General features: G+C 74.8%; 9 protein-coding genes. 5 read left to right on the top strand and 4 right to left on the bottom strand.

Going from position 1 to position 12214, the window contains the following annotated elements:
* Window positions 1-123 precede the first annotated feature (123 nt).
* Complete coding sequence (gene mshC, locus BJP25_RS08545) at window positions 124-1350, bottom strand: cysteine--1-D-myo-inosityl 2-amino-2-deoxy-alpha-D-glucopyranoside ligase (RefSeq protein ID WP_075974277.1); 1227 nt, start codon at window positions 1348-1350, stop codon at window positions 124-126.
* Window positions 1351-1522: 172 nt separating this feature from the next.
* Here mshC and BJP25_RS08540 point away from each other — a divergent pair, with 172 nt between their 5' ends.
* On the top strand, window positions 1523-1747 hold the full coding sequence (locus tag BJP25_RS08540; RefSeq protein WP_075974276.1) for a hypothetical protein: 225 nt from the start codon (window positions 1523-1525) through the stop codon (window positions 1745-1747).
* 9 nt (window positions 1748-1756) lie between these two features.
* Here BJP25_RS08540 and BJP25_RS08535 read toward each other — a convergent pair whose 3' ends face one another.
* Both BJP25_RS08535 and BJP25_RS08530 read right to left on the bottom strand, forming a co-directional pair.
* A complete protein-coding gene (locus BJP25_RS08535; RefSeq protein WP_075974275.1) occupies window positions 1757-2863 on the bottom strand; it encodes an aminotransferase class V-fold PLP-dependent enzyme in 1107 nt (368 codons plus the stop codon).
* A 40-nt stretch (window positions 2864-2903) separates the two neighbouring features.
* Window positions 2904-3677 carry an ion transporter gene (locus tag BJP25_RS08530; RefSeq protein WP_075974305.1) on the bottom strand — a complete coding sequence of 258 codons (774 nt, stop codon included), beginning with the start codon at window positions 3675-3677 and terminating at the stop codon, window positions 2904-2906.
* Between the two features lie 144 nt (window positions 3678-3821).
* On the opposite strand from BJP25_RS08530, the gene BJP25_RS08525 reads away from it, so the two are divergent.
* Window positions 3822-4721 (top strand): anti-sigma factor RsbA family regulatory protein, encoded by a 900-nt coding sequence (locus BJP25_RS08525; protein ID WP_075974274.1) that lies wholly within the window; start codon window positions 3822-3824, stop codon window positions 4719-4721.
* A 69-nt stretch (window positions 4722-4790) separates the two neighbouring features.
* Here the strand turns inward: BJP25_RS08525 and hrpA are convergent, their stop codons facing one another.
* Window positions 4791-8696: an ATP-dependent RNA helicase HrpA gene (gene hrpA / locus BJP25_RS08520; protein WP_075974273.1), complete on the bottom strand. Its 3906-nt coding sequence runs from the start codon at window positions 8694-8696 to the stop codon at window positions 4791-4793.
* A gap of 142 nt (window positions 8697-8838) precedes the next feature.
* On the opposite strand from hrpA, the gene BJP25_RS08515 reads away from it, so the two are divergent.
* From BJP25_RS08515 to BJP25_RS08505, 3 genes are all read left to right on the top strand, one after another.
* Window positions 8839-9519, top strand: coding sequence for a response regulator transcription factor (locus BJP25_RS08515; protein WP_075974272.1), 681 nt, complete (start codon window positions 8839-8841; stop codon window positions 9517-9519).
* The gene (locus BJP25_RS08510; RefSeq protein ID WP_075974271.1) at window positions 9516-10559 is read left to right on the top strand and encodes a sensor histidine kinase; all 1044 of its coding nucleotides are present in this window, start codon (window positions 9516-9518) and stop codon (window positions 10557-10559) included. The genes BJP25_RS08515 and BJP25_RS08510 overlap by 4 nt, the downstream gene beginning before the upstream one ends.
* Before the next feature lie 135 nt (window positions 10560-10694).
* A complete protein-coding gene (locus BJP25_RS08505; protein ID WP_084793797.1) occupies window positions 10695-12182 on the top strand; it encodes a DUF4153 domain-containing protein in 1488 nt (495 codons plus the stop codon).
* Window positions 12183-12214 lie beyond the last annotated feature (32 nt).

Here is a 12214-nt window from a genome sequence, read left to right as displayed (position 1 = left end):
GGACACGCCCTAGGGCCGATGTTCAGCTCATTCGTCGTCGTGCCGGATTGCCACGGGCGCGACTGGCGACCGTGGTGTCAGGTGCCAGGTGGGGACGCGGGGATGGGTAGGTCCGACACAGCCCTAGAGGGCGACTCCCAGCAGGGCGTCGACCGCGGCGGCGACCTCGGCGCCCGCGCCGGGGTCGCTGCCCGGCTGCGCGGCCCACGCGTCGAGGGCGGCGAGGGCGCCGGGGGTGTCGAGGTCGTCGGAGAGGTGGTCGCGCAGGCGGGCCACCACGTCCGCGGCGGGGGCGGCGGTGGGCGCGCCGACCGCGGCGCGCCAGCGGGCCAGCCGGGCCTGCGCGGCGTCGAGGATGTCGGGGGTCCACGAGCGGTCCTGGCGGTAGTGCCCGGACAGCAGGCCCAGCCGGATCGCCATCGGGTCGACGCCGTCGGCGCGCAGCCGGGAGACGAAGACCAGGTTGCCCTTGGACTTCGACATCTTGGCCCCGTCCAGGCCGATCATCGCCGCGTGCCCGTAGTGCCGGGCGAACGGGTGCTCGCCGGTCAGCGCCTCGGCGTGCGCGGCGCTGTACTCGTGGTGCGGGAAGATCAGGTCCGAGCCGCCGCCCTGCAGGTCGAAGGTCATCCCGAGCCGGTTGAGGGCGATGACGCTGCACTCGACGTGCCAACCGGGGCGGCCGGGGCCCAGGTCGGTGTCCCAGCTCGGTTCGCCGTCGCGGGCCGCGCGCCAGAGCAGGGCGTCGAGCGGGTGGCGCTTGCCGGGGCGGTCGGGGTCGCCGCCGCGCTCGGCGAAGAAGCGGTCCATGGTCGGGCCGTCGTAGCCGGACTCGTAGCCGAAGCGCCCGGTGGCCCGGTGGTCGAAGTAGACGTCCGGGTGCTCGGCGTCGTCCACCCGGTAGGCGTGCCCGTCGGCGAGCAGCTTGCCGACCGCGTCGACGATCTCCGGGATGGCCTCCACGGCGCCGACGAACTCCCGCGGCGGCAGCACCCGCAGCGCCACCATGTCCTCGCGGAACAGCGCGGTCTCCCGCATCCCCAGCACCACCCAGTCGTCGGAGTCGCGCTCGGCGCGCTCCAGCAGCGGGTCGTCGATGTCGGTGACGTTCTGCACGTAGTGCACCTGGTGGCCGTTGTCCAACCACTGCCGGTGCACCAGGTCGAAGGCGAGGTAGGTCGCCGCGTGCCCCAGGTGCGTGGCGTCGTACGGGGTGATCCCGCAGACGTACATCGTCGCCGTCGGCCCCGGGGCCGTGGGCCGCACGCCCCCGGAGGCGGTGTCGTACAGGCGGAGCGGGCGCGGGGTGCCGCCCACCTCCGGCACCGGGTGGGATTGCCAGGTCTGCATACCCCCGACAGTAACCGGCGGGTCCACCGCCGCCGCGCGCGTCGCAGTGGGCGGGAGCGCGTGGGCCGTTCGGGTGGGGTCGGCTGTGACGCGCACCACGACGGGCGCAGGCGGGTGACGATGGTGGGTGGTGCGCGCCGGGCGGTGTCGGCGCCGCGGGAAGGGGGAGCCGATGACCGCTCCGCTGCGGGTGCTCGTCACCGTGGACGAGCCGGGGTTGGGCCGGTTGTCGGAGGTGGTGGCGGCCCTGCGCGCCGCCGGGCTGGTGGTGGACACCGTGCTGACCCACGTCGGGGTCGTGACGGGGCTGGTCGCGCCCGCCGACGTGCCCGCGGTGCGGGCGGTGGGCGGGATCGAGCAGGTCGAGGTGGAGCGCGACGACTGGGACGCGGGCTGACCCGGCGGGTCAGCGCCCCCGGGTGAGGGCGTCGGCCAGCGCGGCGAAGTCCGCCGCGGTGGTGGGCGCGGCGGCGGCGACGCGGACGTGCGCCCGCCCGCCCCAGTGCACGATGACCGCCTCGACGCCCAGCGCGCTGAGCTCGTCGGTGTAGCGCTCGGCGTCGGCCACGTCGCCCACCAGGCCCTCGGGCAGGCGCACCAGCCGCATCAGCGGGCAGTGCCGCGGGCTGACCTGCCCGGGTTGGCCCGCGGCCTCGGCGACGACGCGGACGCCCTCGTCCAAGCGGGCGGCGACCGCGTCGACGGCCTCCCAGCCGCCCAGCGCGTTCCAGTGGTCGATGGCGGCGGGGATCGCCATCCACGCCGTGTAGTCGGCGGTGCCCGCGTTGTCGAACCAGCGCGGGTAGCCGCGGGGGTGGTCCCAGGACGGCACGAGCGGCAGCACGACCTCCCGCCACCGCGGCGCGATGTGGAACGCGGCGGCCGAGCGCGGCACGTAGGCCCACTTGTGCAGGTTGCCGACCCAGAAGTCCACGCCGAGGGCGTCCGGGCGCTGCCGCAGGTGCCCCGGGACGTGCGCGGCGTCGACGAACACGGGCACACCCCGCTCGCGGGCGGCGGCGGCGACCTCGGCGACCGGGAGCACCAGGGCGGTCGGGGAGGTGATGGCGTCGATGAGCAGCAGCCGGGTGCGGTCGGTGATGCCCGCGGTGAAGGCGGCGACGACCTCGGCGTCGGTGGCGTCGGCCGGGAACGACACGGTGGCCAGCTTCGCCCCCACCCGGTCGGCCCTGGCCTGCGCGGCGATGGCCAGCGAGCCGTAGGCGTGGGTGGACAGCAGCAGCTCGTCCCCCTCGGCCAGCGGCAGCGACGCCAGCACGGTGGCGGCGGCCTCGGTGGCGTTGCGCACGAGCACGACCTCGCTGCCCAGGAACCGCGACGCCGCCTCGCGCCCCGCCGCCACCAGCTCCGGCCCGTCGACCCGGTGGAAGCGCAGCGGGTTGGCGTCGGAGGCCTGCCGGAAGCGGGCCTGGGCGGCGCGGACCTCGACCGGGACGATGCCGAAGGCGCCCGGGTTGAGGTGGTGGGCCGCGGGGTCCAGGAGGAAGCTCACGCGCCCACCTTCCCACCCCGCGGCCCGCCGGGGTAGCCCGTCAGCGGTCGGCGGGGGCGGGGTCGGGCAGGTTCTGGTGGGCGCCCTCGCGCACCGCGCGGCGGATCTGCTCGATGTTCTCCCGCAGCAGGTCGGAGATCAGCTCGTCGGTGCGCGGGTCGGCCAGCATCTCCAGCACCACGCGCAGGGTGGTGTCGGTGACGGTGCTGACCACCTCGTCGTGGAACGGGATGCGCTTGAACCGGCCCGCCTGCGGGTCCTGCTTCACCTTCTCCAGCACCATGTCGCGGATCTCGGCCCGGTTCTCGTCGAGCGCGCTGGCGATGTTGCGGGCGTAGTGGCCGGTGCGCAGCACGTTGACGACCTCCTCCAGCACCGCGACGGTGAGCGGCTTCTTCACCACGTCGATGAGCACCCCGCCGAAGCGGGCCATCGCGCGCAGCGCCAGCTCCTCGGCCACCGTGCGCTCCACCGGCCTGCGCAGCTTGGTCAGCACCACCACCACGCGCACCACCCGCAGGAGCCGGAAGACCCGCAGCCACCAGTGCGCCAGCGGCACCATGCCCACCACGTCGTACCAGTTGAGCAGCACGAACCGGCCGGTGAACCCGGCGCGGCGCCACCGCCACAGGAACTCCGCGGCGAAGACCGCGCAGAAGACCCAGTCGAGGCGGACGAGCAGCGCCCCGGTGGCGTCGTGGGGGTGCCAGAAGGCCCGGTACACGAGCAGACCGGTGGAGACCGCGCCGAGCAAGAGCATCACCCAGTCGTCGACGTCGACGCGCCGCCTGCCCGAGGGGGTGGAGATCACCATGGGTTCACCCTCCCGGACGACGCGGGCCGCGGCCACTCGCCCCGCCGGGCGGCCCCGCGCGGGTAGGCTCCCGTCACCGCGCAACGCGGACCGATCTTCGGGCGTCCTGGTCGGGGGGACGACCCAGCGAGCGGAGGGACAGCCATGAGCGGGGCCGGGTTCGCGCACGAGGCCGCCATCCACCGCGACGACGAGTCCTACCGCGCGCTGGCGCTGGGGTTCCTGCGCGCGGGGGTGGACGCGGGCGCGACCACCGTGGCGCTGCTCGGCGCGCACGGCCAGGACCTGCTCGCGGACGCGCTGCCCCCGGCGGTGGCGGTGCTCGACACCCGGGTGCTGGGCCGCAACCCGGCGCGGCTGCTGCCCGCGCTGCGCGAGCTGGTCGACGCCGCCCCCGGCCCGGTGCACTGCTTCGGCGACCCGGTCTGCCCCTCGCGCGACGGCGACGTGGCCGAGGAGGCGTGGCTGCACGACGCGCTGCTCGACCAGGCCTTCGCCGACGACGACCTGCGGCTGCGCTGCCCGGTGCCCGCCGACTGGGCCGACCGCGCGGGCCGCAGCCACCGCGAGCTGGTCGACGAGGCGGGCACCCGCCCGAGCCCCGACTACTCCCCCGGCACCGGCCGGGAGGCCTTCGCCGAACCGCTGCCCGAGGCGGCCGTGCGGATGTCCGAGGACGCCGTGCACTTCACCCTCGACGACCTGCCCGAGCTGCGCGACCTGGTGACGGTGCGGGCCAGCGCCTTCGGCCTGCCCCGGGAGCGGGCGCTGGACCTCACCCTGGCCAGCAACGAGGTCGTCACCAACAGCATCGTCCACGGCGGCGACCGGGGGACGCTGCGCCTCTGGCACGACGAGCGCACCTTCACCTGCGAGGTCACCGACAGCGGCCACATCCGCAACCCGCTGGTGGGCCGCACCGCCCCGATCCCCTCCACCCAGGGCGGGCGGGGCCTGTGGCTGGCCAACCAGGTGTGCGACCTGGTGTCGGTGCGCTCCTCCCCCGACACCGGCACCGTCGTCCGGCTGCGGGTCGACCGCTAGGGCCTGACCACGACCCGCCACCCGCCCCCGCGTGGGGCACGCCTCACCGGGACGTGGTCCCGGCGCCGGTCACGGGATCAGGGCCTCGATCGCCTTGGCGACCCGCTTGTCGGAGATGGGGCCGGTGCCGCCGAGGGTCTGGGCGAAGTAGCTGACGCGCAGCTCCTCGATCATCCACCGCACGTCCCGCACCTCCTGGGTGCCGCGGGTCGCGGGCGGGCGCTGGTGCACGGCCTCGTGGTAGGCGTCCTCCAGGTCCTGGATGGTGTGCATCCAGGCGCGGTCGCGGTCGGGGCGCTCGGGCAGCTTGTCGAGCCTGCGCTCGATGCCGCGCAGGTAGCGCTCCAGGTGCGGCAGGCGAGCGGCGCCGGTCTCGGTGATGAACCCCGGGTGCACCAGGGCCGTCAGCTGCTCGCGGATGTCGGCCAGGGCCTCGGTGAAGATCGGGCCCTTGGTGGCGGCGACCCGGTTCGACACGTCGTTCCACGCCTGGACCACCCGGCGGGCGGCTTGGAGCACCTCCACCACGGTCGGGTTGAGGTGCTTGCGCACGTAGTCCTGGAGGCGCTTGAACCCGGGCTCGTCCCAGGCGACCCCGCCGAGGTGGGCGATGAGGTGGTCGGTGGCGGCGTCGACGCAGTCGTCGAGCAGGGCTTGGACGCTGCCGTGCGGGTTGTGCGAGAGCACCAGCTTGTCGCGGTTGGACAGCGAGCGGATGACGTGCTTGGCCGGTGAGGACACCCCGAGCAGCACCAGCTTGCGGGTGCCGGTCCACATCGCCGCGCGCTGCTCGGCGGCGGTGTCCATCATCCGCACGGCCACCGTCGAGCCCTCGTCGACCAGGGCCGGGTAGGCGGTGACGACGAGCCCGTCCTGCTCGGTGCGCGCCACCTTGGGCAGCGCGCCGATCGTCCACGAGGTCAGGCCGCGCCGCTCCAGCTCGACGGTGGCCTGCGCCAGCGACTCGCGCAGCTGCGACCTGAGCTGCTGCTTGAGCGCGCCGAGGTCCTTGCCCTTGGCCAGGGTCTTGTCCCCGTCCACCACCCGGAACGTGGTCTTGAGGTGCTCGGGGACGGCGTCGAGCTGCCAGGCGTCGCGCGGCACCAGCACACCGGTGAGCGCGCGCAGCTCGCGGCCCACCGCGTCGGGCAGCGAGTCCTCCACGTCGGCGAGCCTGCGCACCACGGCCTTGGCGAAGTCGGGCACCGGCACGAAGTTGCGGCGCAGCGGCTTGGGCAGCGACCGGATCAGCGCGGTCACCACCTCCTCGCGCTGGCCGGGCACCTGCACCGAGAACCCGTCGCCGGAGAGCTGGTTGAGCACCGCGATCGGCACCCGGGCGGTGACGCCGTCGTCGGCCTGCCCCGGCTCGAACCGGTAGGACAGCGGCAGCGTGAGCCCCTGCTGGGTGAGCTGGTCGGGGAAGGCGCCCTCGTCGACCGCCACGGAGTCGTTGACCAGCAGCGACCGCGGGAAGGTGAGCAGGTCGGGGGTCTCGTGCCGCTGCTTCTTCCACCACGAGTCGAAGTGCCGGGCGGAGACGACGTCGGCGGGCACGCGCTCGTCGTAGAAGCGGAACAGGGTCTCGTCGTCGACGACGATGTCGCGCCTGCGGTACCGGTGCTCCAGCTCCTCGACCTCGGCCAGCAGCGCGCGGTTGTCGCGCAGGAAGTGGTGGCGGGTCTGCCAGTCGCCCTCGACGAGCGCGTGCCGCAGGAACAGGTCGCGGGACAGCTCCGGGTCGATGCGCCCGTACTGCACCTTGCGCGAGACCACGATCGGCAGGCCGTAGAGGGTGACCCGCTCCATCGCGACCACCGACCCCTGCTTGGCCTCCCAGTGCGGCTCGCTGTAGGTGCGCTTCACCAGGTGCTGCGCCAGCGGCTCGATCCACTCGGGCTCGATGCGGGCGGCGGTGCGCGCCCACAGCCGGGTGGTCTCGACCAGCTCGGCGGCCATCACCCAGCGCGGCGGCTTCTTGAACAGCGCCGAACCCGGGAACACGGCGAACTTGGCGTTGCGGGCGCCGACGTACTCCTTGCCCGCCGGGTCGCGGAACCCGACGTGCGAGAGCAGCCCGGCCAGCAGCGACTTGTGCACGTTGGCCGGGTCGGCGGCCACCTCGTTGCCGGTGATGCCCAGCTGCTTGGCGACCTGGCGCAGCTGGGAGTGGATGTCCTGCCACTCGCGGATCCGCAGGTAGTTGAGGAACTCGGCCTTGACCTCCTTGCGGAAGCGGTTGCCCGACAGCTCCTTCTGCCGCTCGCGCAGGTGGTCCCACAGGGTGAGGTAGGACAGGAAGTCCGAGTCGGGGTGGGCGAAGCGGGCGTGCTTCTCCGCGGCGGCCTGCTGCTTGTCCTGCGGGCGCTCGCGCGGGTCCTGGATGGACAGCGCGGCGGCGATCACCATCACCTCGGTGAGGCAGCCGTTGGTGTCGGACTCGATGACCATGCGGCCCAGGCGCGGGTCCACCGGCAGCTGCGCGAGCTTGCGGCCCAGCGGGGTGAGCCGCTTGGCCGGGTCCGGCTCGCGCGGGTCGAGGGCGCCGAGCTCGTGCAGCAGCTGGGTGCCGTCGGCGATGTGCCGCCTGTCCGGCGGCTCGATGAACGGGAAGTCCGCCATCTCGCCCAGGTCGGCCGCCGCCATCTGCAGGATCACCGAGGCCAGGTTGGTGCGCAGGATCTCCGGGTCGGTGAACTCCGGGCGGGCGAGGAAGTCCTCCTCGCTGTAGAGGCGCACGCAGATGCCGTCGGAGGTGCGCCCGCAGCGGCCCTTGCGCTGGTTCGCGCTGGCCTGCGACACCGGTTCGATCGGCAGCCGCTGGACCTTGAGCCGGTTGCTGTAGCGGGAGATCCGCGCCAGGCCCGGGTCGACGACGTACTTGATGCCCGGCACGGTCAGCGAGGTCTCGGCGACGTTGGTGGCCAGCACGACGCGGCGCCCGGTGTGCGGCTGGAACACCCGGTGCTGCTCGGCGGAGGACAGCCGGGCGTAGAGCGGCAGGACCTCGGTGCCCCGCAGGTCGGCGGCGGCGAGGGCGTCGGCGGTGTCGCGGATCTCCCGCTCGCCGGAGAGGAACACCAGGATGTCGCCGGGCCCCTCCGCGCTCAGCTCGCGCACCGCGTCGAGGATGCCCTGGGTCTGGTCGCGGTCCGGGTCGGCGTCGGGGTCCTCGGGGTCGACCAGCGGCCGGTAGCGCACCTCCACGGGGTAGGTGCGCCCGGACACCTCGATGACCGGGGCGCCGCCGAAGTGCCGGGAGAACCGCTCGGGGTCGATGGTCGCGGAGGTGATGACGACCTTGAGGTCCGGGCGGCGCGGCAGCAGCCGGGACAGGTAGCCGAGCAGGAAGTCGATGTTGAGGCTGCGCTCGTGCGCCTCGTCGATGATGATCGTGTCGTACTGGCTGAGCAGCCGGTCGTGCTGGATCTCGGCGAGCAGGATGCCGTCGGTCATCAGCTTGACCAGGGTCCGCTCGCCCACCTGGTCGGTGAACCGGACCTTCCAGCCCACCGTCTCCCCCAGCGGCGTGCCGATCTCCTCGGCCACCCGCTCGGCCACCGTGCGCGCGGCGATCCGGCGCGGCTGGGTGTGCCCGATGTGCCCCTTGACGCCCCGGCCCAGCTCCAGGCACATCTTCGGGATCTGGGTGGTCTTGCCCGAGCCGGTCTCGCCCGCGATGACGACGACCTGGTTGTCCCGGATGGCGGCGAGGATGTCCTCCCGCCGCTGGGTCACCGGCAGCTCCGCCGGGTACTTCAGCGGCGGCAGCGAGGCGCGCCGGTTGGCGACCCGCTGCTCGGCGGTGGCCACCTCCTCGGCGATGCGCGCCAGCGCCGCGGCCCGGCGGCCCGGGTCCTTGGTCTTGCGCAGGCCGTCCAGCCTGCGGCCGAGCCGCCGCTGGTCGCGCGCCATCAGCTCGGGCAGCCGGGTCCGCAGGTCGGCGGTGGAGGGGGAGGTCTCAGGGGCACTCATCGCCCCTCCAGCGTAGGCGCTGACCGCCGGTGGCCTCACCCCACTTACCCCCACGGCGCACACCCCGCGGCCCGATCCACCTCCACAGGACGTTCACACGCCCCACCCCCCGTGCCCACGACCCGGGAATACAGTCGCGGCCATGGGGAACAGGCGCAGGGTGCTGGTGGTCGAGGACGACGTCACCATCGCCGGATCGATCGCGGCGCGGCTGCGGGCCGAGGGCTTCGACGTGGACCTGGCCCACGACGGCCCCGCCGGGGTGGCCTCGGCCGAGGCGCACCGCCCCGACCTGGTGGTGCTCGACGTCATGCTGCCCGGCTTCGACGGGCTGGAGGTGTGCAGGCGGGTGCAGGCCGCGCGGCCGGTGCCGGTGCTCATGCTCACCGCCCGCGACGACGAGACCGACCTGCTGGTGGGGCTGGGGGTGGGCGCGGACGACTACATGACCAAGCCGTTCTCCCCCCGCGAGCTGACCGCCAGGGTGCACGCCCTGCTGCGCCGGTTCGAGCGGGCGACCGTGGTCGATGGCGCGGTGCTGGCCGTGGGCGACCTGGAGGTGGACCCGGTGCAGCGGCGGGTGCGGCGGGCGGGCGAGCAGGTGCACCTGACGCCGATCGAGTTCGAGCTGCTGGCCTACCTGGCGGCCCGCCCCCGGGCCGTGCAGCCGCGCGAGCGGCTGCTGGCCGAGATCTGGGGGTGGGGCGAGGCCGCGGGCACCCGCACGGTGGACAGCCACGTCAAGGCGCTGCGCCGCAAGCTCGGCGCCGACCTCATCCGCACCGTGCACGGCGTCGGCTACGCGCTGGAGGTGCCCGCGTGAGCACCTGGCAGGCCCTGTCCGACCGGCTGCCCCGACCGCTGGACCCGGTGCGCTCCATCAAGGTCAAGCTCGGCGTGCTGCTGCTGGGCTCGGGCGGGGTGGCGTTCGCGTTCTTCTGGTGGAACATCGGCTGGCTGCCGCCGCGGACGGTGCTCGCGGCGATGCTCGGGGCGCTGATCACCTCGCAGGTGCTCGCGCACGGGATGACGCGCCCGCTGCGCGAGATGACCGCCGCGGCGCAGGCGATGGCCCGCGGCGACTACTCCCGGCGGGTGCGGGTCACCGCCCGCGACGAGGTGGGCGAGCTGGGCCGGGCGTTCAACCGGATGAGCACCGACCTGGCCGCGGCCGACCGCAGCAGGCGCGAGCTGATCGCCAACGTCTCCCACGAGCTGCGCACCCCGATCGCGGCGCTGCGGGCGGTGCTGGAGAACGTCGTGGACGGGGTGAGCCCGCCGAACCCGGCGACCATGCGCACCGCCCTGGCGCAGACCGAGCGGCTGGGCAGGCTGGTCACCGAGCTGCTGGACCTGTCCCGGGTCGACGCGGGGGCGCTCGCGCTCGACACCGGGGTCGTGCCGGTGGCCCCGCTGCTGGCCGAGGTGGTGGCCGAGGCCGAGGTCAACGCCGCGGCGGCCGGGCGGTCGGTGGTGTTCCGGACCTCGGTGCGCCCCGGCGGCGCGGCGGTGCGCGCCGACCGCGAGCGCCTGCACCAGGTGCTGGTGAACCTCGTCGACAACGCGGTGCGCCACGGCCCGGCCGACGGCGTCGTGCGGATCACCGCCGTGGGCGGCGACGGCGGCGTGGTGCTGGAGGTGGGCGACGAGGGCCCGGGCATCGCCCCGGCCGAGCGGGAGGCGGTGTTCCAGCGGTTCACCCGCGGCGAGCGCGCCACCGGCGGCGGCACCGGCCTGGGCCTGTCGATCGCGCGGTGGGTGGTGGAGCTGCACGGCGGCACGATCGCCGTCGTCGACGGCGGCTCGGGGTGCCGCATCCGCGTCACCTTGCCCGACCGACCGGCCGCCACCACCCCGGCCTAGCCACTCCGGCAGCCCGCCGATCCCGTAGTCCAACAAGCCCGTAGTCCAACAGCCCCGCAGCTCGATCCCCCTTGCTCCCAGCGCCCCGGCACCGCCGGCGGCGCCCCTGACCCTGCCCGTGGAACCGGAGGACCCATGACCGAGCAGACCACCAGACCCGGGGTGCTCGACCCCGGCGGCGTCGACGCCTGGTTGGACGCCGCGTGGCGGCCGCGCAGCGCGCACGCCCCGCGCGGGGTCGTGGTCGCCATCGCCCTGGCCGCCCTCGTCGCGGCGGTGTTCGTGCGGTTCGACCGCGCGGGTGTCGGGTGGACGCTGGCCGCGATCGCGGTCATCGCGGCGCTGTTCTGGGCCGGGGGCACCAGCGCGCCCGACTGGCGGTGGCTGCTGCTCAGCGGGGCGCTGATGGTGCTGCCGACGCTGCGGTCGGCATTCTGGCTCACCGAGCTGGCGGTGCTCGGGAGCCTGGTCGCCGCGGCGATCGCGGTGGGCGGCGGCTCGCGGGCCCGCGAGCTGGCGCTGGCGCTGTGGTACCCGGTGATCGCGGTGCTGCGCGGGGTGCCCTGGGTGTGGCGCGGGGTGCTCGCGGGTCGCCGGGGGCGGGCCGGGGTGCGGGTGGGCCGGACGGTGCTGCTGACCGCGCTGGTGCTGGTGGTGTTCGGGTCGCTGCTGGTCAGCGCGGACGACGCGTTCGCCGACGTGGTGTTCGCCCTGCTGCCGCCGCTGGACGTGGCGTGGGTCGCGCGGGCGCTGTGGGCGTTCGCCCTGACCGCCGCGCTGCTCGCCGGGTTGGTGTTCCTGGTGGACTCGCCGGTGCGGTCGACCGCGGCGGGGCAGCGGGCGCGGGAGCGGTCGGGGCGGGTGGTGGAGTGGGCCGGGCCGGTGGGGGTGCTGGTGCTGCTGTTCGCCGGGTTCGTCGCGGTGCAGCTGCGGCAGCTGTTCGGCGGCGAGGCGCACGTGGCGGGCACGGCGGGGCTGACCTACTCCGCCTACGCCAGGGGCGGGTTCTGGCAGCTGCTGTTCGTCACCGCGCTCACCCTCGTCGTCATCGGGCTGGCGGCGCGGGTGGCCCCGCGCGGGACCCGGGGCGAGCGCACCTGGCTGCGCGCGCTGCTCGGCGCGCTCGTCGTGCTGACCCTGGTGATCGTCGCCTCCGCGCTCAGCCGCATGTGGACCTACCAGCAGACCTACGGGTTCACCGTGCTGCGGTTGCAGGTCTCGGCCGTGGAGGTCTGGCTGGGCGTGGTGTACGTGCTCGTGCTGGTCGCCGGTGCGCGGCTCAGCGCCGCCTGGCTGCCCCGCGCGGTGGTCGCCGCAGGCCTGCTGGGGGTCCTCGCGGTGGGGCTGGCCGACCCGGAGCGGCTGGTGGCGGAGCGCAACGTCGCCCGCTACGCCGAGACCGGCGAGCTGGACTCGGACTACCTGGGCGGGCTGTCCCCGGACGCCGTGCCCGCGCTGGTGGAGCTGCCCCCGGACGCGGGCCGCTGCCTGCTCGACGACCACCGGCGGGTGCTGGCCCAGGGCTACGACGACGACGGCGCCTCGGGCTGGAACCTGGCCCGCGACCGCGCCCGCGAGCTGCTGGCCGCCCAGGACCCGCTGCCCTGCGGCGCCCCGGGCTGACCGGGCTCGCGGCGCCGCGGGCCCGGCGGGTG

The sequence above is a fragment of the Actinokineospora bangkokensis genome, from assembly GCF_001940455.1.
Lineage (GTDB): Bacteria > Actinomycetota > Actinomycetes > Mycobacteriales > Pseudonocardiaceae > Actinokineospora > Actinokineospora bangkokensis.
The sequence above is the reverse complement of the archived record's forward strand: the minus strand, read 5'-3'. Positions and strand labels throughout refer to the sequence as shown.